We start from the raw sequence: 24,474 nt of genomic DNA on the forward strand, positions 1-24,474 counted from the left end.
CATAAAAATGGGACCACCTGTAACGGAGTGACAAACTGTCTTCTCTTTGCCGCAAGAGTTTCCCGGGAAAGTAAGAAAAAAAGAAATAGTATTTATTAAATCGATATTTTTTAGAAATTTTTGTTGGAAAATTTTCATGAAACCTATTTTTATATTGATAAAAAACCTATATTTGAAACATTAAAAATCTATTTGGAAAAAATGAAGCAATTTTACAAATCAAAAAGTTTACTCAAGCTTTCTTTTTTATTCGCCGTATTATTTTCGGTAATTTCTGTTCTTAACTCCTGTAAGGAGGATGACGATGAGGAATTCACAGATCACATTATTAAATTTGAAGCAAAAATAATTGTTAACGGACCAAGTACGCCACCTACTTCACCACCAGCTGCAAATTTTAAAACTGTTGTAACCCAGATAGGAACAAGTCCGAGTACTACTTTCAATCCTACCGGAATTACATGGACATCAGGTGACCAGTTTGTAAGCTCAAGCCAGTCTCAGCTTAACCTTGCTGCCAATGCTGTTCTTCCGTATGCTGACTCAGAATTGATCGTAAACATCTATGTTGACGGAGAGCTTGCCAAAACAAAGAAAGCAGTAGGATCAGGAGAGAAAAATGCTTCTACCTATTACAGCTTCTTAGAATTATAGAATATATTCAATAAGATATAAAGACCGCTCACGCGGTCTTTTTTTTGAAAGAAAGAGATCAATTGTTGTCTTAAAAACGCATTGGGCGCGGATTGAAAATCCGCGCCCAATGCGTTTAATTATAATATAAATAAAGATATTAAATTACTTTTACAATAAAGTAATTTTTCTTTCCTTTCTGTAGCAATAGAAATTTCCCGTCAATAAGATCGCTTTCATTGGCTGTAAAAGTATCATTCACTTTCTGCTTGTTCACAGAAATTGCATTACCTTTTATTTCTCTTGAAGCTTCGCTTTTAGATTTCAGGAAACCTGACTTTTCAGATAGAAGCTCAATTATATTGATTCCTAAAGCATCAGCTTTTGTCATTTCCTTTTGCGGAACTCCATCAAAAAGCTCAAGAAAAGTTGCTTCGTCCAGACTTACCATATCTTCGGCAGTAGAACGTCCGAAAAGAATCTCGGAAGCTTTTAGTGCTTTTTCATATTCTTCTCTCCCGTGAACCCAAACCGTAACTTCTTCAGCAAGTTTTTTCTGAAGTTTTCTTTCATTAGGAGCAATTTTATGATCCTCAATCAGTGATTCTATTTCTTCTTTTCCCAGGAATGTATAGAATTTGATAAATCGTTCAGCATCATCATCCGTTGCATTCAACCAGAACTGGTAGAATTTGTACGGAGAAGTTCTGTTTTTGTCCAACCAGTAATTTTCTCCGCTTTCCGATTTTCCGAATTTAGATCCGTCAGCTTTGGTGATCAAAGGAACCGTCAATGCAAACGCTTCACCCTGTGCTTTTCTACGGATCAGTTCCGTTCCTGTAGTTATATTTCCCCACTGGTCGGAACCTCCCATCTGAAGCCTCACGTTATTGTTCTGGTACAAATGAAGGAAATCGTATCCTTGGATCAGCTGGTACGTAAACTCTGTAAAGCTCATTCCTTCGGCTCCGGCTTCTCCCGAAAACCTTTTCTTTACAGAATCCTTTGCCATCATATAATTGACGGTGATATTTTTCCCGACATTTTTAGCAAAATCAAGGAAAGAAATATTCTTCATCCAGTCATAATTATTTACGAGCTCCGCTTTATTAGGTTCGTTTCCTGAAAAATCAAGAAATCTTGACAGTTGGTTTTTCAGGCAGTTTACATAGTGAAGAAGCGTTTCTTCATCCAGGAGATTTCGTTCCGCAGACTTTCCCGAAGGATCCCCGATCATTCCCGTAGCACCTCCTACCAATGCAATCGGTTTATGGCCGTGCTGCTGAAAGTGGGCAAGAATTTTTATCTGAATAAGACTTCCAATATGCAAAGAATCTGCGGTAGGATCAAAACCGATATAGGCAGTTGTCATTTCCTTATCCAGTTGTTCATCCGTTCCGGGCATCATGTCTGCAAAAAGACCGCGCCATTTCAATTCTTCAATAAAAGAGTTCATTATTTCTAACTTTAAAATTAAGGTGCAAAGATAATCATTTCAACGAAATAAGGACAGGCGAACCATCTGTCATTTAATGCTGATAAGTCTGTCATTTATTTTTGAAGAGCACTTTGATCTTATAGAAAGGCTGTATTTATTTTTTAGAAGCTTTTTCCTGCTCTCCGCACTCGCTATTTTTTGTTTTCGGCGCGGCAGCGAAGCTGCCGCGCCGAAAACAAAAAATGGGCTCAGACAATTGCTGCGATCAGGGCTAAACCTCGGTCGGCGATGCAAATTTTGTGTAATAATTCATTGTTTCGAGCCGTTGTATTTTAAGCCAGAATCAATTATATTTGTTAATAATGAATGACGAACAATTATTCCAGCTTATTACAAAAGCAAAGGAAAAGGATCAGAAAGCCCAAACCAGGCTCATCAATATTTTTTGGGTTGATGTTTTCTCTTTTGTGATGAAAAAAGTGCATGATGAAAATGATGCAGATGAGATAACAGTGAATGTTTTTTCAAAAGTATTGTCGAAGCTGGATATGTATGATCCTCACTTTCAGTTTAAAACCTGGGTGCTTACCATTGCCCAGAATACCATCATTGATTTCTGGAGAAGAAAAAGCAGGGAAAATCAGGATCCTACCGAAAATCTGGAAGAAGTAAAAAATCAGTATGCAAAATCCCCGGAAGAGCTCATGATTTCTGAGGAAGAGCAGAAAAAAATTATTAAAACCATAGAATCTCTGGATGCCAATTATCAGGATATTATCAAGCTGCGTTTTTTTGAAGAAAAAAGTATTAAAGAAATTGCAGAAGAACTGGGTATTTCCGTTGCCAATACAAAAGTCCGTGTCATGCGGGCAAAAAAAGTATTGGCTGAATTGTTGAAAAATAATGAATTTGAAGATAATTAGTTTTGGTCATAAGATTATTCGTTCAGATTGTCATCTTTAGAATCTAAACAATGCTTAACCTCAAAATCGAATAATTCATTTTCATAATCATAAATAAACTTTCTCCTTTGTTTTCGGAAGTAAGATTTCTCTTTGTTTTTCCTGATTTCTGTTTTGCAAATTTATTTTCATTCCTTTTTTAATGAAAACTTCTCTTTTAGAATTTCCGTATTCTTCTGTATTTTCAACTTCTTTTTCAAAAATAAGTTGTCCTGTGGATAAGTTAAAATCAACGTCAATCCAGTATTCTTCAGGCTTTCCACTGTCGGATGAATATCCGATCAGCTCAAAGTGCCCGTTCTGGAATCGATACTTGTCCGTATAACCCCATTTCCAGCTGCTTCCTCCGGCTTGGGTAATCATCAAAATTCCATTTTTAATTTCGGTGCTCTGATAAGGATCACCCATCATACCGCCATCTTTGCTTTTTAGAATAGCATTCCTTGACTTTTCCAGGATTGTCCATTTTTGATTGACCTTCTTCAGTATCTGGATTTCACGGATATTTCCAAAATCCGTAGTGTCTTTTGTATTGTAAATAATCACTTTTTCAGGAATATGGTCACCATCCAGATCCCCGTCTACAGTTTCAATAGCTGTGGCACCATTCGGCTGAAATTCTTTCTGAGCAAAGCACAATATATTCAATATAACAGTTAAAAAACATAAGATAGATTTCATGAGATGATAATTATATCTAAAAATACAAAATTATGTGTTTCATCAATCTCTGTCTTTGATTGTTTCGATAAAAAAATCACTAACTTTGACCCTCAATTTGAGATGTACATGGAGGATTTAATTCAAAATACAACCGTTCAGAAACCAAAATGGATCCGTGTAAAACTTCCTACCGGCAAGAATTACAGAGAACTGAGAACTTTGGTTGATAAATATAAATTAAATACAATCTGCCAAAGCGGAAGCTGCCCGAATATGGGCGAATGTTGGGGAGAAGGTACGGCAACCTTCATGATCCTCGGGAATATCTGCACCAGAAGCTGTGGATTTTGCGGAGTGAAAACCGGGAAACCGCTTGATGTAAACTGGGACGAACCTGAAAAAGTTGCCCGTTCTATCAAATTAATGAAGATAAAGCATGCCGTTCTTACTTCGGTAGACCGCGATGATCTGAAAGATATGGGATCAATTCTTTGGGCGGAAACTGTAAATGCCGTAAGAAGAATTTCTCCGGGAACTACTATGGAAACGCTGATTCCGGATTTTCAGGGGATCACGAAACATATTGACCGTTTGGTAGATGTGGCACCTGAAGTAATTTCTCATAATATGGAAACCGTAAAGCGTCTTACCAGAGAAGTGAGAATCCAGGCAAAATACGAAAGAAGCCTTGATGTGCTGAGATATCTTAAAGAAGCAGGACAAAGAAGAACCAAAACCGGAGTAATGCTCGGCTTAGGAGAGACCAAAGATGAGGTTTTCCAGACGATTGAAGACATCAGAAATGCAAATGTAGATGTTATTACGTTAGGACAGTATCTGCAGCCGACCAAAAAACATCTTCCTGTGAAAAGATTTATTACCCCTGAAGAGTTCGATGAGCTGGGAGATTTTGCAAGAAACTTAGGATTCAGGCATGTGGAAAGTTCACCGTTGGTGAGAAGTTCTTATCACGCAGAAAAACATATTCATTAAAACATACATCGCTTCAGTTTTGAAGCGATTTTTTTAAGCTGTCGTTCGCCTTTTTATTAAAGGTAACTGCAGCTGTAAAGCCTGTGTTTAATTTAGAGTATTCCCGGTTTTTAATTCTGTAAATCGGAATAATTACAGTTTATTACAATTTAAAATTACTTTTTATGTACTCATATTAAGTTTTAAATTATGGAACAGGTTAATATAGAAGAAATTTATGTCATTTTGGTTAAAGCGTAAATAATTATTTGTGCCGAATTTTGCACGTTTAAAGAAGGATAATGAAAATAGATAAAAAAATAATACCTCTTGCCATTGGAGGATTGGGAATAGGGACAACGGAGTTTACGATTATGGGATTGCTTCCGGATATGGCAAAAAGTTTACAGATCAGTATTCCTCAAGCAGGACATCTCATTTCTGCTTATGCATTTGGAGTGGTGGTTGGTGCACCTATCCTGATCGGATATTCAGTAAAGTTTTCTCCTAAAAAAGTATTGATGGCATTAATGGTGATTTTTACTTTGTTTAATGCTCTCTCTGCTATGGCGCCCGACTATACGACGATGATGATCATCCGTTTTCTTTCAGGACTTCCTCACGGAGCGTTTTTCGGAGTGGGAACTGTAGTTGCGGCAAGGATGGCTGAAAAAGGGAAAGAAGCATTCAATATTTCATTGATGTTTACAGGACTCACCATTGCCAATCTTGCTATGGTTCCTCTCGTTACTTATATTGGTCATACTTTTCACTGGAGGTGGTATTTTGCCATTGTTTCTGTAATCGGTCTATTGGCACTTTTATTTATCAAACTCTGGCTCCCCGCTGTAAAGGCTGACAAAGAAACGCATTTTATGGAAGAACTCAAATTCCTTAAGAAAAGACAGGCGTGGCTGGTTTTAATGATTACGGCGATCGGGTTTGGCGGACTGTTTACCTGGTTCAGTTATATCACGCCGCTGATGACTATTGTTTCAGGAATACCGGAAAGCTACATGGCGTATGTGATGATTCTTGCCGGTGCCGGAATGGTGGTCGGAAATCTTGTGGGCGGGTATTTATCCGATAGATTAAGCCCCGAAAAAACATGTTCTTTACTTTTGCTTTTGATGATGATCTCGCTTGCAGGTGTATTTTTCTTATCAGAATACCGTACTGTGTCACTCATTCTTACTTTTATATGCGGGGCGTTGTCTATGTCTGTTGCGGCGCCTATTAATATCATGATGATGAAAGCCGCACCGAAAAGCGAAATGATGGCAGCTGCGTTTATGCAGGCAGCTTTTAATATTGCCAATGCCATGGGAGCCTTCCTCGGCGGCATTCCTTTACAAAAAGGCTATGAATTCAACTATCCTTCTTTAGTAGGGGTGGGGATGACGCTGATAGGGCTTATCATCAGTGTACGGTACAGATATCTTTATGCTTCAGAAGATCAGCAAGCGGTAGCGGATTGTGTTTCATGTGAAAAATAGCAAAATAAAAAGACCATCTTTTTTGATGGTCTTTCTGTTGTTTTTATAATAAGCTTATTACGCTTCGACTTCATTACCGTTTTTACACCAGTAAAGAGCATTGTAAAGATTCCCTTTAGGAAAAGATTTAAATTCTCCCGGCATAAGCACACTGAAAATATCAGTAAAATTCTGCACTCCTTCTTTATCGGTAACAATAGCGGTTCTGTTCCACTTTGTTAGGTTTTTTAATCCTAAAAGCGCATCCTGCAGCCAGGCTCCCATGGTAAAATTATCCAGATCCGTATCCAGATACAGCAGGTAGTTCAGTTCATTAAACTGATCGACCTTTTGCTTTACTCTTGGGATTACCAGGTTTTCAAAATCTTCTTTTGTTACTTCTCCCGTTGCATTGAAAGCGGCAACATTCTCCGGAGCTTCTGGAATAATCGTTATCATATTGTAATATTTTATTGTGGTTTAGATTTTAAGTTGATAACAAAAAGTAAACCATTATTTAATATTTGGTTAATAAAATATTCAATTAGTAGTGATTTAATATAAATATTTCTAAAATCTTACCTTTACCAAAAACCCCCGCAATCTGCAGGGGTTCACACAAAATATACTGTGACTTTCATAGTTGCGTCACATCTTATGAATATATTTTCATGGTATTAGTTTATCAATTATCACTTTAAAGTATTGTAAATTCAAGAAATAGATTGGTGATTAAAAGCTGTATCCGTTTTTCTTTGCCAGTTCAATAACCGATCTTTCAATGGCTTTTCCCAAATCATCAGCATCAGCATTTCCGCGTTTTTTCATTTCTTTGTCAATATATTCCTGACGTTTCTTTGAAAGTTCTTCAATCTCTTTTTGAATTTTTTCCCTTTGAGCAGACTTTTGAGACACCGCTTTTTTGATTTCTTCCCGGCTCTTGCCTTTCAGTTCTGCAGGAAGTTCAGATTCTTTTACTTCTGATATAAAATCTTTGTCTTTTTCCACGCGGTCTACCAAATCCCAATGCTCATTTTTGTAAGCGTTTTTCTTAGACTTGGCAACTGTTCTTTCTACTGCATTTGAAGCGGACTGTACTTCCGCATTTCTGTCCTGCAGCATTTGTTTGGACTTAAATTCCGAACCATGACTTCCGTAGTAGATGTACGTATCATTCAGCTTGGTATTGCATTCAGAAATTCTTACATCGTAAGGAGTTTCAATATAAATAACCTTCTGATCGCTGTCGATATTGAAATATCTGCCGTCTCCCAGTGATGCTCCGTTTTGCCAGAAAGTACGGATTCCTTCATCCCGGTTTCCACAAAAAATAGTGTTGGTGTAAATATTTTTCCTTTTTGCATCCGGAATCACATTTTTATAGCTCACTCTTCCCTGATCGAAAGCTTCGTTTCCGGCGATATAGATCAGCTTCATGCTTTTTTCATTGCTGTCCCAGTTTAAGTTCATTGAAGCGTCCCGAATTACCGCTCCGCAAAATTCATTACCGCCATTGGTTCTCAGCGCAAACAGCTTTTCAGAAACCAGATCCAGATCCTGGGTGAGAGGAGTGACCTGACGGATATAATTTTCGTCACTGATTCCGTCATTTCCGTATTCGTACAACGCGATTTCAACTTCCGGCGCTTTTCCATTGTACTTCAAAGTCGTTAGTGTATTCACGATATTCCAAAGCCTTGATTTTGCCTGGTCAATCAGTCCGTCCATACTGTTTGAAGTATCGAGAAGCAATGCCACCTGAATTTTATTTTCTTTAGCTGCAGGTGTTGTTGCCGTTGCATGCTCAATAAATCTTCTTTCAGTGGGAGGAACCCGTCTGCCTTTGCTGCACATTAAGTTTTCACCGGATTTCTGAGCACTCAGAAGAGCCAAAGTTCCTACGGTCAATGTTAAAATTTTAAAAGTTGTCATGATATACGTTTTTAAAGGATTTCGTATTTAGTTTTGATGCTGTATTTGAGCTTGATATTATCAATATTGTCAAAAGAATAATCTACATTGGCATCGGCAGCTTCAAGCTGAATATTGGATACTTTGGCTCTGAAGTTCATCGGCATAATCATATCGCTGGTGTAATCTTCAATTTCAATGATCTCAAGCGGAGTTCCGGTTCTTTTGCCCATACTTTCCAACAGGTAGTCTGCTTTTTCCTTTGCTGCTTTCAACGCATTGATTTTTACAGTTTTTCTGAAATCTGTGATCTTCGTATTCTTAATTTCCGAAATGTTGATGCTGGTGATCCATTTTTGGTTCAGACTTTCAAAAAGATTTCCCATATCGGTTTTCTTGGTTACTTTAAACTGAAGATTCTTAGTGAAAATTTTCGTTTTGGAATAGATGTTCTGGTACATCGATTTGAATTTGATGTCTTCGTTTTTTACACCGTTGCTTTTAAGAATTTCAAACAGCTGTTTTTCATTGTCTGCAAGCTGGTTTTTATTATCACCTTTAATTCCTACATTGAAAATAATTTCATCCGGTTCCACTTCCATTTCTGCAATCCCGGTTACTTCAATGAAATTTTTCTTTGTTTCCTGTGCGTTGATCAGTCCTGCTATAAAGAATAACCCGATCAGTAAAAAATGTCTCAGTTTCATAATTTTCTTTTTTTAATTTTAAACTTCTGAAGTAAAATTACCCAGATTTAAAACTGAAAATCGGGAGACTTGGTGAAGTGAAGGTTTGACTTGGTGAGTCGTGGAAAATACTTAAAATGAAGGACTGTAAGCATAGCCCCGATTGCAACGACATCCTTTTTGGTTTGGCGTAGGCTTCGACAGGCTCAGCCTGCGTGTTGGAAAAACCAAAAAGATACAGTGGAAAGCGGGATCAAGCTTCAAATAAAAAAACAGTCCTGAGAAGAACTGTTATCTGTTGGTAAGAATAATTGATTTTCCGTTTCGGGTGACGATTTTTGTTACTTCGGAAAAAAGTTTGGTTTGGATAATCAGCTCATCATCATTTTCTGAAATGGTATACGTTTCGGAAGTTGCAAACGAATCGTCGATATCATGTTCAAAAAGTTTGGTAGAGCCCGACTGATCCACCGAGTAAAAATCTACTTTGTAATCATTAAGTCCGGTCTGATAGAATTTGTACACAATTTTTTCATTGAGACTACTCGAAATAATTTTAGTCTCCATGAAATTATTCTGCTCCAGAAAAGAACAGCTCTGAAGCAAAATAATGCAAATGGCAGAAAAATAAATTTGTTTTTTCATGGTTATTTTTGGTTTTAAACAAATGTATGCAATGCTAAATGGTTGACTGTTAACGGAATTTCAATTTTCATGTTACCATTTTTTCATATAAAAATGTGATAAAGAATTGAGGTAGTCTGAAAACTTTACTCATAAGACCTTGAATTTTGTCTTGGTGAATATTGTAAAGCAATATCATAAATTCTCCTCAAGTCTTCGTCTTTTTTATCGCAGAACGACTGATAATAATTGATGATGTTCTGCATGGATCTTGTAGTATTTCCTATGTTGGTCTGAGAAAAATCCTTCGCTGCTTTTTTAAGCTCCGTAGCCATTTTAGCAATCTGAAAATTTTTCTTTAGTTCCTGTTGCGTTGTTTCCGTCATTGCATCATATTCTTTTTTTGACGAAATATTTTTTATTTTATCATTCTTTTCATAAACCAGCGAAGCTGAAATTGAAGAGTTTTCCATTTCATTTTTTTCAACTTCCATCAGGAAAATTTGGGTTTGCCCGCAATCCAGATTTTCAAGTTCTACTTCAATCTGATGATTGGAAATATAAGTAGGCTGATATCCGTAAAATTTATTAATTCTCATGCCTTCAGGAAGGTTAATTGTTAATTTAGGCTTTTTCCCAACATTATATAAAAGGCTTTCTAATTCATCCTTAAATGTTTTTTGAATATCTTTTTCAGCATCTCCTATAAAATAATTGGAACCTCTTCCGTACGTTGCAATTCTTCTTAATAAATCGAAATCCAGCTGCTGTCCGACTCCGATGGTACTGATGTCAATGCCTTTATCGTTAAATTCTTTTGACTGTCTTAAAATCGTCTCAGGATCTGTAATTCCTGAATTGGTCATTCCGTCGGTAAGGAGAATTACTTTACTGTTGTAGTCTTTGGTATTGTGTTTTTGTGCTTCCGAATATCCCATCATCATTCCTGAATGAATATTGGTAGAGCCTGACGGATAAATACTTTCGATAATTGGATCCAGATTTCCGGCAACATCTTTTATTTTTGATGATTTCAAAACAAGATTAGCGGTATCATCAAATTTGACGATTGAAATCATATCTTCGGGTTTTAATCCTTTTACAAAAACTTTAAGTGCATTTTTTACTTTTTCAAGTTTACCTCCACCCATAGAGCCGCTGTTGTCGATAACCAGAGAAACATTTACTTTGTTTGAATGTTGCCTGTCTGAAACATTCTGTGTTGCGAGACCGATTTGAAGTAAAAAGCTGTCGTCTGAGTTAAGAATAGTATTGTCATAATCAATACTTAATGCCACTTCATTTTTCTTTGGAATTTTAATCTGATGTTTGTGGTAGTTCATAAAATCTTCCACGATTATCGTGTTTTCATTAAGAAATCCACGCTCATTTGTACTCGAAAGTCCGTTGCTTACGGTGTGTGAAACAGAACCTGACGAAACTCCGAACTGTGCTTTTGAGATATTGAAAATTAATGTTGAAGAGAAAAGATAAATCAAGGTGTTTTTGTTTAAAACAGATAAATTTTTCATGATAATTAAATTTGAATTATGCTGCAAACTTAATCCTGTAAAGTCCGCAGAAAATATTAAACTTGGTGAATGACGAATTTCACTTGGTGAATAGTTTTTGCCGGACTATATATATGTATATCTTTGTTTTATGAAAATGATAAAGCTTTTTGTGCTTTTTTTTGTAATGGCTTTCGGGAATACGGCATATTCCCAGAGTAAGGTTGTGGAAGATGTTCAGGTGCAGAGCAAAAGGCTAAAGAAAGCAGTGGATACAAAAGATGAATCTGCGCAGGCAGATTCTTATTACAATATCGGTGAGACATTTTTTAATGACGGAAACTTCAGGAAAAGTGAAGAATATTATACCAAAGCAAAAAACATCTACGAAAAACTGAATGATAAACCGAATATTGAAAAAGCCAGCCGGAAACTAGCCCAGTCCCAGGAAAAGCAGAATAAAATAACTCCGGCAATCAGCAATTACAGCCGGGCTGCAGAAGTGGCGCCCTCGAAAAGCCGCGCGCTTAATACCAATGATGTGACGAGGCTTTCCGTCAATTCTCCCGAAGCAAAGGAAGAGGCGATCCAGAACAATATTCAGCTTAATGAAAAAGATAATGATAAAGGAGATCTGGCTGCAAGTTACAGCCAAATGGCAGATGTGAATATTCAACAGAATGATATTCCTAAAGCGGAAGCAAATCTTAAAAACGCTTATAAAATTTCTAAAAAGGAAGCGCCGCAACAGGCATTGGAAATTAACCAGAAGTTAACGGACTTTTATGTTGAAAATAAAAACTACGATAAAGCTATTGAAGCCAAAAAGACCGTTTTAAAGGAAGGTTTTGTTAAGGATAATTCCAAAAAAGAGGTTGAGCAGATTCAGGAGCTTGCAGATATTTATATTAAAAAAGATGATATCGGAGAAGCCATCAGTCTGTTAAAAAAATCATACGGAATCGCACTGGAAAAAGGCCACACGCTTGAAGCACAGAAAAGCGTAAGAAAGCTCGACAGCCTCTACAATGTTTCTGAAAACACCAATGCTTCCGTACAATTGTACCGCGACTTTTTAGGAAAACTTCCGGATCTGGTGTCAAAAGATAAAAGTCTGGTTGACGAAAAGATCCTTGAAGATACCGAACAGCGGATTGCCCAGCTGGAAAAGGAAAAACAGCTGAAAGATGAACTTATTCGCAAGAAAAATGTATTCAATTACAGTTTAATCGGAGTTTTACTGGTTTTAACCGCACTCATCATCTTTATTTTCAGGACTCTAAAAAAAGTTCAGATAAAAAATAAGAAAATTGCATTGCAATCGCTGCGCCGCGAAATGAATCCGCATTTTATTTTTAACAGCTTAAATTCGGTCAATCATTTCATTGCTACGAACAATGAACTGGAAGCCAACCAGTATTTAACCAAATTTTCAAAATTAATGCGCGGCGTGATGGAAAATTCCACCGAAGATTTCATTCCGTTTCAGCAGGAGCTGGATCTGCTGCAGAATTATCTTGCATTAGAAAAAACACGTTTTGCAGATAAATTCGATTATGAAATTGAAGTGGATGAAAGCCTCAATACCCAAAGCCTGAAAGTGCCCGGAATGTTGGTGCAGCCGTTTCTTGAGAACGCCATCTGGCACGGACTTCGTTACAGAACCACAAAAGGATTTTTAAAACTGTATTTTGAAAAAGAAAATCAGCATTTAAAAATTATCATTGAAGACAATGGCATCGGGATTGAAGAAAGCAAAAAACAAAAAACGGAGCATCAGAAAGCAAGAAAAGGCCGCGGAATGAAAAATACCCTGGAAAGAATCGCTTTGCTGAATGATCTTTATCACCAGGAAATTCAGTGCAATATTACAGATAAACAAAATACACAGGGCGTTCTTGTGGAAATCAGATATAAATTGGTGAACAAATGAAAATAAAAGCCGTCATCGTAGACGATGAAGTGATCGCAAGAGAAGTTTTGAGGAATTACCTCAACAAATATTGTCCGCAGGTAGAGATTTTGGGCGAGGCGGAGAATATTAAGGAAGCCGTTCCGCTGATTGCCGAAAAGCAGCCGCAACTTGTTTTCCTGGATGTCGAAATGCCTTTCGGAAATGCCTTTGACGTGTTGGAAGCAACAAAAGAATTTTCCTACGAAACGATTTTCATCACTGCCTTTTCACAGTATTCGCTTCAGGCGCTTAATAAATCGGCGAGTTATTATATTTTAAAACCGATCGATATTCAGGAGCTGATTCTGGCGGTTAATAAAGTCGCGGAAAGCATTGAAAAAAAAGAAGAACTCAACCGCAATAAAATTCTCCTTGAAAACTTAAAGTTAAAACCCGAAAAACAACAGCTGATTCTCCCGACATTACAGGGATTTGATGTCGTGAAAACGGAGGATATTGTAAGGCTTCAGGCAGACGGAAACTTTACGCAGGTGTTTCTTACAGACGGCTCCAAAAAAATGGTGTGCCGGTTTCTGAAGCATTTTGATGACCTGTTGGAGCATCCTTTTGTAAGGGTTCACCGTTCCCATATTATTAATATCAATTTCGTGAAATCTTATCACAAAAGCGGAACGGCAACACTTTCCGACAACACCGAAATTGAAATTTCCGGAAGCTTTAAAGATAATTTCCTGAAAGTTTTTTCTTAATTTTTGGGGCAGCTTTTTCCGCCTTCCGCTCCCGCTTTTTTGTTTCACAAAAAGAGCTCCGCTCAAGTCGGGCTGCAACAATCTATGGCATAAGTACAATTTCCGGGAAAAAATTAATCTCGTTCAGGCATCATTTTTGAAGAATTTAGGATACCACAAAAAAATCTATTATGAAGACTTTTCAGAAAATTGCAATCCCGGTTTCTTTGGGTGTTTTAGGACTTCTTATTTTAAATTCATGTTCGGTAGGAATTCCTAAAGGTGCAACTGCAGTTCAGAATTTCAACGCAGACCGATATCTCGGGACATGGTATGAAATGGCCCGCTTCGATTATAAATTCGAAAAAAATATGGATAATGTGACGGCAACTTATTCCAAAAATCCCGACGGTACCATCAAGGTGGATAATAAAGGTTACAATTACGTAAAAAAAGAATGGAAGGAGTCTGTAGGTGAAGCCCGATTCGTGAATAAAGAAACAGAGGCCCGTTTAAAAGTTTCTTTCTTTAAACCCATTTGGGCAGGTTACAACGTGGTTGACATTGATGATAATTACCAATATGCATTAGTCATGGGGAATAATTTAAAATATCTTTGGATTCTTTCCCGCACCAAAGAACTTCCCGAAAGCATAAGACAGCGATTTCTGGAAAAAGCTAAAAGAGTAGGATATAATACCGATGAATTAATCTGGGTTAAGCACAATTAATTATAATAAACCTTAAAAATACAAACCTCACAGGTTTTCAAAACCTGTGAGGTTTTTTTGTATCAGTCTGAATTTTTATACTCTTTCCATTCCTCGAAACGATAGTCAATGATCTGCTTCATCAGATCATAGTTTTCGTAAGTATCTTCTATATGATAGAATGTTTCATATTCATAATCATTTTCTTCTGCTTTGGTGTCAAAAAGATTGACATAATCATCAGCAAATGAACTGTAACGGTTTCCGAAATCCGTTTCATCCTTATAATAATCCTGCGCAAAGTTATTTCCAAGAGCATTTAGGTCATACTCTGAGAATTTTCCGTCCATTACTTCCATAAGAAATTCTGCTCCCGTACTTTCGCGGCGCTTTAATTTTTTAATTTCTTCAGCAGCGCCTTCTCTCAGTTCATCAGAAATAAGATCATTGTGAATACACCAGTTCAGGAACATTCCGGTGTGGGTGGCTCCGTTTTTTTCAGGAAGTTCATCAGGAAAATCGCCGCTGTAATGCCATGAAGCATCATCGTATTTAGACATAGCTTTTAATTATAGTTTTAAACAATTTGATCCAAAAATAGAAAAAATCAATTTATATTGTCGGGAACAGAGAATTTTCCGTCATTTGTGTAGAAATTTTTTCGACAATTATTATATGAAAAATGCCGTTCTGATTACCATTGGTGACGAAATCCTTTCCGGAAACACTGTGGATACCAATTCTAATTTTATTGCTGCCGAACTTAAAAATATAGGGATAAAGGTTTCTCAGATCTTTACGATTTCAGATGAAATTGAAACCATCAAAAATACCATTCAGTCCGCTTTTGAAATAGGAGATATCATTATTACAACCGGAGGGTTGGGACCTACAAGGGATGACAAAACCAAGAAAGCCATCGCAGAATTCTTCAATGATGAAATTGCACTGGACGAAACTACCTTTAATCATCTGAAAGCGTACATGGAAAAACGCGGCCGGCTGGAAATCCTCGAAAGAAATCGCGAACAGGCTTTTGTTCCCATCAGATCAACGGTTTTTCAGAACCACTATGGAACAGCGCCCTGCACAATGATGGAGGAGAGAGGAAAATTGCTCTTCAGCCTTCCGGGAGTGCCTTATGAGGTAAAACCATTGATTAAAAACCAGATTGTGCCATATTTGAAGGAAAAATTCAGTCTGAATTATATTTCTACAAGAATAGTTTCCGTAGTGGGAATTCCCGAAAGCATTTTAGCTGACCAGATAGAAGACTGGGAATTGGCATTACCGGAAAATTTAGCATTGTCTTATCTTCCGGTAGGAACACGTGTAAAACTTCGGCTGACAGCGACCGGAGAAAATGAGCCAGCTCTTCAGCAGCAGCTGGAGGAAGAAATTCAGAAACTGCTGCCTTTAATTAAAGACCATGTCATTGCCACTTCCGAAGATAAAATTGAAAAAATTCTGGCGGAAATTTTAACGGAAAGAAAACTGACCATTTCAGTTGCAGAAAGCTGTACGGGAGGAGAATTGGCTAAATTGATTACTTCTGTTTCAGGAAGCTCCAGGTATTTTCTTGGCGGAATGATCGCTTATGCTACGGAAAAAAAGATTGAAATCTTGAAAGTTAAAAAAGAAACGGTAGAAGAGTTCACGGTGGTCAGCGAACAGGTTGCTGCCGAAATGGCAGACGGATGCCAAAAGTTGTTTAATACCGATATCACCATGTCAACAACCGGAGTGGCAGGCCCGGGAAAAGGTGAGGACGGAAAAGAGGTAGGAACCGTTTTCTATACTATAAAAGTGGGAGAAAACGCTGTTACGTCAAAATTATATATGCCGCATCTGGAAAGGCTGGATTTTATGCATTTCGTGTCGCAGAAAATCATTCAGGATTTAGTCGGGATTTTGATAAGCAACTAATTAATAACCAGTTAATTTTTTAATTTTTTTTTAATAGATTTTGGTATGGTTTTTCACAGTTTTTGACGTCCATCAGGAAATATCAGAACTGTGGAAAACTCAAAACAGATTTTTCAGACCGACAGCAAAAAACGCTGGAGGAACATACAATGGGGAAGCCGTATTTTTATCTTTGTAACCTTATTGCTTTTTCTCGCATTAGCCTTAATGATGAAATGGGACAAAAATCCCAAAATTCCTTTTAAAGAAGATTACAAAGCAGTAATAACGGCCAGCAAACCTTTTCTTCAGGAAAATAAGATCTCCAAAGAATACAAAGGATTCCGAAGCTTTATTTCAGAAAAAACAATGCACACCAATCTTGCTAAAATTGAGAAAGCAAGAGCCGAAAGACGTAAAAATCAAAATAAAAACTGGCAACAGTTTCCGGGAGGCATTCGTTCTGCATTCTATGTAGCGTGGGACCCGCAGTCCCTTATGTCTCTGAAAAGAAACATGAGACATATTAATCTGGTCTTTCCGGAATGGTTTTTTCTTGATCCCAAAACGGGTGATCTGAAAACCAATGTTGATAACGAGGGGTATAAAATCATCAAAAGATCAGGTGTCACCGCAATGCCTATTCTGAGTAATAATTTCGAACAGGAATTTCATTCGGAAGGTTTAGGCAAAGTATTAAAAGATCCACAGAAGAGAACACAGCTTATCCAAAAATTAAGGCAACAGTGTCTTAAACTGAATTTCAGAGGAATTAATATTGACTTTGAAAACATTGATCTTGATTATGATGAGTATCTGATTGCTTTTATGAAAGAGCTTTCCGCTACTTTTAAGCAAGATAATCTGCTTGTATCCATGGATATCATGACGGATAACGATGATTATAATATTCAGAAAATTAATCCGTATGTCGATTATTTTGTATTGATGGCTTATGATGAATATACTGCGGATAGTGACGCGGGGCCTGTTTCCTCTCAAAAATGGATTGAAGCACAGACCGGAAAAATCTTAGCAAAAACCTCACCCGGTAAAATTATTCTTGGCCTTGGAGCGTACGGATATGACTGGAGTACAAATAGTGATGATAACAGTTCGCTTACCTATATGCAGGCCATTACAAAAGCGAGTGCGAGTAAGGCAGCTATTAATTTTGATGATAATACTTTTAATCTAAATTATTCCTATAAAGACTCAAAGGACAATACCCACACCGTATTTTTCAATGATGCCGCATCTATTTTCAACACTATGCGCTTTTCGTCGGAATATCCTTTGGCAGGAACCGCTCTTTGGAGATTGGGAAGCGAAGACAGCAGAATCTGGAATTTCTATGATAAAGATCTCACCTTTGCAGGATTATCAAATTTAAATTTAAAATCACTGGAAAATGTAAAAGGACAAACCATGGTCGATTATATTGGCGACGGTGAAGTGCTGGATGTCCTGAATACACCGCATGACGGGAAAATTAAAATGGAAGTCGATCCGAAAGAAAAGATCATTACTGACGAAAACTATATTACCTATCCCAGCTCTTATGAAGTAAAAAAATACGGCGAAGCTCCGCAGAAAGATCTTGTACTTACTTTTGATGACGGACCGGATGAAACATATACTCCACAGATTCTGGACGTACTTTCAAAATACCATGTTCCTGCAGCTTTCTTTTTAGTAGGGCTTAATGCAGAGAAAAACCTTCCTTTAGTAAAAAGAATTTACCGTGAAGGTCATGAAATCGGAAATCATACTTTTACCCACGAAAATGTTGCGAAAGTGAGTAAGGAAAGGGCTTTGCTTGAATTTAAACTTACAAGGTTGCTGATTGAATGTATTACAGGACACAGTACGATACTTTTCAGAGCGCCCTATAATGCCGATTCGGAACCTACAACTTCCGAAGAGATCATTCCCGTAGCTTTGGCAAGACAGCAGAATTATCTTGATATCGGCGAAAATATTGATCCCGAAGACTGGCAGCCGGGCATAAAAGCAGATGAAATTGTAAAACGTGTTTTAGACGGAATAAAACAGAGAAAGGGAAACATTATTCTTCTTCACGATGCGGGTGGAGAAACCCGTGAAGAAACAGTGAAAGCTTTGAAAATATTAATTCCGGTACTGCAGAAACAAGGTTACCATTTTACCAACCTTTCAACAATTCTTCATAAGAATAAAGCCGAATTAATGCCCGAAATTCCAAAAACGAGATCATATTATATCATGCAGCTTAACCTTGTTCTCGCTGCAGTCATTTACGGAGTCAGTCATTTTCTGGTTGCTTTGTTTACAATTTTTATAGGATTAGGGCTAATCAGGTTGATGATTATGCTGTACTGGGCATTTTCAGAAAGGAAGAAAGAAAAAAAGCTTGGGGAGTTTCCTGTTATGGACGCTTACCCTAAAGTATCCATTATCGTTCCGGCTTATAATGAAGAAGTGAATATTGTTTCTTCGTTGCATAATCTTCTCCGGCAGACCTACCCGAATTTTGATATTATTCTGGTGGATGACGGCAGCAGAGATTCGACGTATGAAAAAGCAAAAGCCGAATTTTCCGGTCATCCTAAGCTTAGGATTTTAACTAAAACAAACGGCGGAAAGGCAACAGCATTAAACTTCGGTATTGCTCAGTCGGATGCAGAATATGTTGTTTGTATTGATGCAGATACAAAACTGGAACAGAATGCTGTAAAATACTTAATCACCAGATTTTTAAACTCAAATCCGGACGAAAAAATTGCAGCTGTTGCCGGAAACGTAAAAGTAGGAAATAAAGTAAACTGGCTTACCAGATGGCAGTCTATAGAATATATTACCAGCCAGAATTTTGATCGTCTGGCATATGCCAATATCAATGCGATTACAGTTATTCCCGGTGCCATAGGTGCTTTCAGAAAATCTGCAGTAACTGAGGTAGGAGGGTATTCATCCGATACATTGGCAGAAGATTGTGATATTACTGTAAAAATTCTGAAAAAAGGATATACCATTGCCAACGAAAACCGCGCCGTTGCCATTACAGAAGCTCCTGAAAGCATAAAGCAGTTTTTAAAACAACGCTTTAGATGGACGTATGGAATTATGCAGATGTTCTGGAAGCAGAAGCATACTTTCCTCAATCCGAAATATAAAGGTCTGGGATTATGGGCAATGCCGAATATTTTACTGTTTCAGTATATCATTCCGTTTTTTTCGCCACTGGCCGACCTTATCATGTTTTTTGGAATTTTATCAGGAAACGGAGAAAGAATATTCAGCTATTATCTCATCTTTCTTTTGGTGGATGCATCCTTAGCCTTAATTGCTTTTGTCATGCAAAGAGAAAAACTGGTCAATTTACTGTACGTTATTCCGCAGCGTTTTGGCTACAGATGGCTGATGTACATTGTTTTATTCCGAAGCCTGAGACGTGCTTTAAAAGGAGAAATGCAGTCATGGGGATTTCTGAAACGCACAGGAAACGTAAAAGAATCGCAGTTTCTTAATATTTGATTAAATTTGTTTTTTAAAAGTAACAAATTAAAATAAAGTTACACTTATTGTATAAATTGTAATTATAATGAAAAAATTAACGCTTTCTCTACTTTTATTAGGAGGAATTTGTTCGCAGATGGTGAACGCTCAGGCGACAGATAAAGGTCTGGACCTTAGCCTGATGGATAAATCAGTACGTCCTCAGGATGACTTTTATAGCTATGTAAGCGGAACATGGATGAAGACCGCTAAAATTCCTTCCGATAAACCAACTTGGGGAAGTTTCAACAAGCTGGCGGAAGATACGGATAACAACTCAATGACTATTCTGAACTCTCTTTTGAAAGATAAATTTGCAGACGGTACCGAAGGTAAAAAAATTCAGGACCTGTATGCTACCTATATGAATATCCAAAAGAGAAATGCAGACGGAATCAAGCCAATACAGGCAAACATTAACAAGATCGACGCCATTAAAAACCTTAAAGATCTTCAAAATTATTTAACTTCTGTAACCAAAGAAGGCGAAAATACTTTGTACGGTTGGGGAGTTGATGCAGATCTGAAAGACTCTAAAATGAATGCCGTTTATTTAGGAAATGCATCGCTTGGATTAGGTAGAGATTACTATCAGAAAGTGAATGATAAAAACACGGAAGCTCTTGCAGAATATACAAAATATGTAGCTTCTATGCTGAAAGAATTAGGATACAAAAATGCTGACGCGGCTGCAAAAGGTATTGTAGACTACGAAAAAAGCATTGCTAAAACCTATCTTACCAACGAGCAGAGCCGTGACAATACGCTTCAGTATAACCCAAGAACAATGGCTGAGCTTAAAACATTGGTAAAAGATGTCGATCTTCCTGCTTATCTTAAAGCAGTTGGTGTAAATACTGATAAAGTAATCATCGGAGAAATCGGCTACTATAAGGATTTTGATAAACTGGTGAATGAGAAAAATCTTCCTGTAATCAAAGATTACCTTAAATTCCATATGATCAACGGAAGCGCTTCTTATCTAAGCGAAAAGCTGGGAGATATGAGGTTTGCTTTTTATGGTAAATATCTGAGAGGTCAGCAGGAGCAGAGAGCATTGAACAAAAGAGGATATGAGCTTATCAACGGGACTTTAGGAGAAGCTTTCGGAAAATTATATGTTGAAAAATATTTCCCTGCAGAGGCTAAAGCTCAAATGGTGGAGCTGATCGATTATTTGAAGAAAAGCTTTGCCGTACACATCAACAATTTAGCATGGATGTCTTCTACTACCAAGGAAAAGGCAATGCAGAAGTTAAATAAATTCACGGTAAAAGTTGCTTATCCTGATAAATGGAAAGATTATTCTAAATTAACGATCGTTCCTGAATCAAAAGGAGGGAATTTATATTCAAATCTTCAGAACATTACAGAATGGCAGTATAGCAAAGATCTGGCTAAAATCGGGAAACCGGTGGATAAATCAGAATGGGGAATGACTCCGCAAACGGTAAACGCTTACTACAATCCTGTAAACAATGAGATTGTATTCCCTGCAGCCATTCTTCAGCCGCCTTTCTTTAATCCTAATGCAGACGCAGCGGTGAATTTCGGTGGAATCGGTGCTGTTATCGGTCACGAAATGAGCCACGGATTTGATGACTCGGGAGCACAGTTCGATGCAGACGGAAACCTTGTAGACTGGTGGACTCCGGAAGATAAAGCCAACTTCGAAAAAGCTACGAAAGCGCTTGCCGCACAGTACGATAAATACGAGCCGGTAAAAGGAACTTTCGTAAACGGAACCTTTACAAACGGTGAAAACATCGCCGATTTAGGTGGAGTAAATATTGCGTATGATGCACTACAAATGTATCTTAAAGACAAAGGAAATCCCGGGACTATCAGTGGTTACACACAGGATCAGAGATTCTTCCTAAGCTGGGCAACCGTTTGGAGAACATTATCCAGCGAAAAATACATGATCAATCAGGTGAAAACAGACCCGCACTCTCCTGGATATTTCAGAAGTTTCGGACCTCTTACCAATGTTGATGCTTTCTACAAGGCATTCGATGTGAAAGAAGGTGACAAGCTTTACAAAAAGCCGGAAGAAAGAATTAAAATCTGGTAACAGCATTTTATCCAAAATAGCAACCGTTCAGTAATGAGCGGTTTTTTTGTTTTTAGATTTTTTTGGAGCTGTTTCGCGCTTTCCGCACTCGCTATTTCTTAGGTTTCGGCGCGGCAGCTTCGCTGCCGCGCCGAAACCTAAGAAATGAGCTCAGACAAATGCTGCAATCACGGCTAAGATGTCAGTCAATTTTTTCAATATCATGAAGATAGAAATTATCCCTGGTTCAGAAAATCCCTCTATCATTTGTTGAGTGAATAGTTTATGCTGATCTTGTCAAAATATCTTTACGAACAAAAAAAATCAACGGAAAAATTTTGAAAAGAACAACTTCGTACTCTTTGCATTAAATAGTAAAGAATTTGTTGTTTCAGTCAGTCAAAAATCAAATGGTAAGAATATAAAATCTTTATTTACAGGCTTTTTATCAATTATTATTTATCACTTATCATTTATAATCAAAATTCGTATATTTGGTAAGTTTGTGTAAAATCAAAAAATATTTTTAATGAAAAAGCTAAATATCGGAATACTTGCCTTTTCGGGGTTGGTATTTTTAAATTCGTGTGGTACGGCTAAAACTGCAGATGCTCAGAAACCAGAAACTATGAAGGAGGTTGCTGCAGAACCGGTGAAAAAAGAGGAAATAAAAGAAGAAGGGATCAATTTGTCATATATGGATAAGTCGGTTCGTCCGCAGGATGATTTTTTTAGCTACGTGAACGGAAATTGGGTGAAAAACACTCAGATCCCGTCCGACAAAGCGAGTTGGGGATCTTTCAATGCTCTGAGAGAAAACGTGGATGATGCTTCTTTAGATATTTTAAATACCATCTTATCAGAATCTTATACCGCAGGAACAGAAGGAGAAAAAATCCAGAATCTGTACGCTTCATTTATGGATACCGGTAAAAGAAATGCAGAAGGACTGGCTCCCATTAAAGCAGATCTTGCTAAAATAGATGCCATAAAAAACCTGAATGACCTCCAGAAATACCTTCTTGAAGCCACGAAATTGGGAGATAATTCTTTCTATGGCTGGAGAGTAGGAGCAGACATGAAGAATTCTAAGATGAATGCCGTGTATCTCGGCGGCCCTGATCTCGGTCTGGGAAGAGACTACTATCAGAAAGTAAACGAAGCCAATACCAAAACACTTGCTGAGTACCAATCATATGTTGGGAAACTGTTCGGGGTTTTAAGCTATAAGAATTCAGAAACGGCTGCAAAAAATGTAGTGGATTTTGAAAAGCAGCTGGCCAACTATTTATTAACCCTGGAACAAAACAGAGATGCAAATCTAAGATACAATCCTAAGAATGTTTCTGAGCTTCCGGCCCTTGTTAAAAACGTAAATCTCCAGAAATATCTTAAAGATGCAGGAGTCAATACAGACAGGGTAATTGTTGGTGAGCTGAAATATTATCAGAATATGGATTCTTTCCTGACTCAAAAAAATCTTCCTTTGGTAAAAGATTATCTAAAATATCATTTAATTAATGGGAATGCCAGCAATTTAGATGAAAACCTGGAACAGATCAGATTTGATTTCTATTCAAAATATCTTCAGGGACAAAAAGAACAGCGTCCTATGAACAAGCGCGGACTTTCTCTTGTAAATGGTGTTTTGGGGGAAGCATTCGGAAAACTGTATGTTGAGAAATATTTCACTCCGGAATCCAAAGCGCAGATGGAAACATATATTGATTATATCTTAAAATCATTTAAGCAGCACATCAATGATATGGACTGGATGTCTCCGGCTACAAAAGTAAAAGCTCAGGAAAAATTGTCCAAATTTACAGTCAAAATTGCTTACCCTGACAAATGGAAAGATTATTCCCAACTGAAAGTAGAATCTCCGAAAGGAGGTGCTACCCTTTATTCCAACCTTCAGAATGTTTCTGCATGGCAGTATCAGAGAAGTCTTGACAAAATCGGGAAACCGGTTGATAAAACAGAATGGGGAATGACTCCGCAAACAGTAAACGCCTATTACAACGGCTCCAATAACGAAATCGTTTTCCCTGCAGCAATTCTTCAGCCACCTTTCTATAATCCGAAAGCGGATGCAGCGGTAAACTTTGGTGGAATAGGTGCCGTAATCGGACATGAGATTTCCCACGGATTCGATGACAGTGGTTCCAGATTCGACGGCGACGGAAACCTTAATAACTGGTGGACGGATGAAGACCGTAAAAACTTCGACGCAAAAGTAGCGCAGCTGGCAGCACAGTACAGTGCTTATGAACCGGTAAAAGGAAGTTTTGTGAATGGTAAATTTACAAGCGGCGAAAATATCGGGGATCTTGGAGGGGTAGCTGTAGCTTATGATGCACTCCAGATGTACCTTAAAGACAACGGAAATCCTGGACTCATCAGTGGTTTCACACAGGATCAACGGTTTTTCATGAGCTGGGCAACGGTTTGGAGAACAAAATCTACAGATCAGTATATGACCAATCAGGTGAAAACAGATCCGCACTCTCCGGGTGTTTTCAGGGCGTTTGGTCCGTTGGTAAACCAGGATGCATTCATTAAGGCATTTGATGTAAAGCCGGGCGACAAAATGTATAAAGCTCCGGAAGACAGAATAAAAATTTGGTAAACAGCCAAAAATTGTTAGAAAAGAGAAACGCATCAGAAATGATGCGTTTTTTTATTTATTTTTTCATAGATTAGTGACATCGTAAAATGTTGATTTTTGATTAATATTTGTTTATTTAAATT

General features: G+C 37.6%; 19 protein-coding genes. 11 read left to right on the forward strand and 8 right to left on the reverse strand.

The features are described from left to right. Nucleotides 1–201: 201 nt before the first annotated feature. On the forward strand, nucleotides 202–654 hold the full coding sequence (locus tag HHL20_RS18610; protein WP_169232647.1) for a hypothetical protein: 453 nt from the start codon (nucleotides 202–204) through the stop codon (nucleotides 652–654). A 139-nt stretch (nucleotides 655–793) separates the two neighbouring features. On the opposite strand, the gene tyrS is transcribed toward HHL20_RS18610, so the two are convergent. Next, nucleotides 794–2,089: a tyrosine--tRNA ligase gene (tyrS, locus tag HHL20_RS18615; protein ID WP_169232648.1), complete on the reverse strand. Its 1,296-nt coding sequence runs from the start codon at nucleotides 2,087–2,089 to the stop codon at nucleotides 794–796. A gap of 344 nt (nucleotides 2,090–2,433) precedes the next feature. Between tyrS and HHL20_RS18620 the strand changes: the two genes are divergently transcribed. Continuing rightward, nucleotides 2,434–2,994: an RNA polymerase sigma factor gene (locus HHL20_RS18620; RefSeq protein ID WP_169232649.1), complete on the forward strand. Its 561-nt coding sequence runs from the start codon at nucleotides 2,434–2,436 to the stop codon at nucleotides 2,992–2,994. Nucleotides 2,995–3,081: 87 nt separating this feature from the next. Here the strand turns inward: HHL20_RS18620 and HHL20_RS18625 are convergent, their stop codons facing one another. Beyond that, nucleotides 3,082–3,714, reverse strand: a complete 633-nt coding sequence (locus tag HHL20_RS18625; protein WP_169232650.1) for a hypothetical protein — start codon at nucleotides 3,712–3,714, stop codon at nucleotides 3,082–3,084. Between the two features lie 108 nt (nucleotides 3,715–3,822). On the opposite strand from HHL20_RS18625, the gene lipA reads away from it, so the two are divergent. Next, complete coding sequence (lipA, locus tag HHL20_RS18630) at nucleotides 3,823–4,689, forward strand: lipoyl synthase (protein ID WP_169232651.1); 867 nt, start codon at nucleotides 3,823–3,825, stop codon at nucleotides 4,687–4,689. Nucleotides 4,690–4,970: 281 nt separating this feature from the next. After that, nucleotides 4,971–6,164 carry an MFS transporter gene (locus HHL20_RS18635; protein ID WP_185194839.1) on the forward strand — a complete coding sequence of 398 codons (1,194 nt, stop codon included), beginning with the start codon at nucleotides 4,971–4,973 and terminating at the stop codon, nucleotides 6,162–6,164. Nucleotides 6,165–6,221: 57 nt separating this feature from the next. Here HHL20_RS18635 and HHL20_RS18640 read toward each other — a convergent pair whose 3' ends face one another. The 5 genes from HHL20_RS18640 to HHL20_RS18660 form a co-directional block, all read right to left on the reverse strand. Continuing rightward, nucleotides 6,222–6,602 carry a SpoIIAA family protein gene (locus HHL20_RS18640; protein WP_029296622.1) on the reverse strand — a complete coding sequence of 127 codons (381 nt, stop codon included), beginning with the start codon at nucleotides 6,600–6,602 and terminating at the stop codon, nucleotides 6,222–6,224. A gap of 273 nt (nucleotides 6,603–6,875) precedes the next feature. Next, on the reverse strand, nucleotides 6,876–8,075 hold the full coding sequence (locus tag HHL20_RS18645; protein WP_169232652.1) for a VWA domain-containing protein: 1,200 nt from the start codon (nucleotides 8,073–8,075) through the stop codon (nucleotides 6,876–6,878). 11 nt (nucleotides 8,076–8,086) lie between these two features. Next, complete coding sequence (locus HHL20_RS18650) at nucleotides 8,087–8,761, reverse strand: SIMPL domain-containing protein (RefSeq protein ID WP_169232653.1); 675 nt, start codon at nucleotides 8,759–8,761, stop codon at nucleotides 8,087–8,089. A gap of 270 nt (nucleotides 8,762–9,031) precedes the next feature. Next, on the reverse strand, nucleotides 9,032–9,385 hold the full coding sequence (locus HHL20_RS18655) for a hypothetical protein (RefSeq protein ID WP_169232654.1): 354 nt from the start codon (nucleotides 9,383–9,385) through the stop codon (nucleotides 9,032–9,034). 125 nt (nucleotides 9,386–9,510) lie between these two features. Continuing rightward, on the reverse strand, nucleotides 9,511–10,896 hold the full coding sequence (locus HHL20_RS18660; RefSeq protein WP_169232655.1) for a vWA domain-containing protein: 1,386 nt from the start codon (nucleotides 10,894–10,896) through the stop codon (nucleotides 9,511–9,513). A 130-nt stretch (nucleotides 10,897–11,026) separates the two neighbouring features. On the opposite strand from HHL20_RS18660, the gene HHL20_RS18665 reads away from it, so the two are divergent. The 3 genes from HHL20_RS18665 (at nucleotide 11,027) to HHL20_RS18675 (ending at nucleotide 14,249) form a co-directional block, all read left to right on the forward strand. Then, on the forward strand, nucleotides 11,027–12,808 hold the full coding sequence (locus HHL20_RS18665; RefSeq protein WP_169232656.1) for a tetratricopeptide repeat-containing sensor histidine kinase: 1,782 nt from the start codon (nucleotides 11,027–11,029) through the stop codon (nucleotides 12,806–12,808). After that, the gene (locus HHL20_RS18670; RefSeq protein ID WP_169232657.1) at nucleotides 12,805–13,539 is read left to right on the forward strand and encodes a LytR/AlgR family response regulator transcription factor; all 735 of its coding nucleotides are present in this window, start codon (nucleotides 12,805–12,807) and stop codon (nucleotides 13,537–13,539) included. The genes HHL20_RS18665 and HHL20_RS18670 overlap by 4 nt, the downstream gene beginning before the upstream one ends. Before the next feature lie 170 nt (nucleotides 13,540–13,709). Continuing rightward, nucleotides 13,710–14,249, forward strand: coding sequence for a lipocalin family protein (locus HHL20_RS18675; protein WP_169232658.1), 540 nt, complete (start codon nucleotides 13,710–13,712; stop codon nucleotides 14,247–14,249). Nucleotides 14,250–14,311: 62 nt separating this feature from the next. On the opposite strand, the gene HHL20_RS18680 is transcribed toward HHL20_RS18675, so the two are convergent. Further along, on the reverse strand, nucleotides 14,312–14,788 hold the full coding sequence (locus HHL20_RS18680) for a DUF7832 domain-containing protein (RefSeq protein WP_169232659.1): 477 nt from the start codon (nucleotides 14,786–14,788) through the stop codon (nucleotides 14,312–14,314). A 115-nt stretch (nucleotides 14,789–14,903) separates the two neighbouring features. Between HHL20_RS18680 and HHL20_RS18685 the strand changes: the two genes are divergently transcribed. The 4 genes from HHL20_RS18685 to HHL20_RS18700 all read left to right on the forward strand — a co-directional run bounded on the left by HHL20_RS18685 (nucleotide 14,904) and on the right by HHL20_RS18700 (nucleotide 24,352). Continuing rightward, nucleotides 14,904–16,154 carry a CinA family nicotinamide mononucleotide deamidase-related protein gene (locus HHL20_RS18685; protein WP_169232660.1) on the forward strand — a complete coding sequence of 417 codons (1,251 nt, stop codon included), beginning with the start codon at nucleotides 14,904–14,906 and terminating at the stop codon, nucleotides 16,152–16,154. A 90-nt stretch (nucleotides 16,155–16,244) separates the two neighbouring features. Further along, nucleotides 16,245–19,649, forward strand: a complete 3,405-nt coding sequence (locus tag HHL20_RS18690) for a polysaccharide deacetylase family protein (protein ID WP_169232661.1) — start codon at nucleotides 16,245–16,247, stop codon at nucleotides 19,647–19,649. Nucleotides 19,650–19,716: 67 nt separating this feature from the next. After that, the gene (locus HHL20_RS18695; protein ID WP_169232662.1) at nucleotides 19,717–21,744 is read left to right on the forward strand and encodes a M13 family metallopeptidase; all 2,028 of its coding nucleotides are present in this window, start codon (nucleotides 19,717–19,719) and stop codon (nucleotides 21,742–21,744) included. Between the two features lie 508 nt (nucleotides 21,745–22,252). Further along, a complete protein-coding gene (locus HHL20_RS18700; RefSeq protein WP_169232663.1) occupies nucleotides 22,253–24,352 on the forward strand; it encodes a M13 family metallopeptidase in 2,100 nt (699 codons plus the stop codon). The last annotated feature ends 122 nt before the right edge of the window (nucleotides 24,353–24,474 follow it).

The sequence above is a fragment of the Chryseobacterium cheonjiense genome, assembly GCF_012927265.1.
Lineage (GTDB): Bacteria > Bacteroidota > Bacteroidia > Flavobacteriales > Weeksellaceae > Chryseobacterium > Chryseobacterium cheonjiense.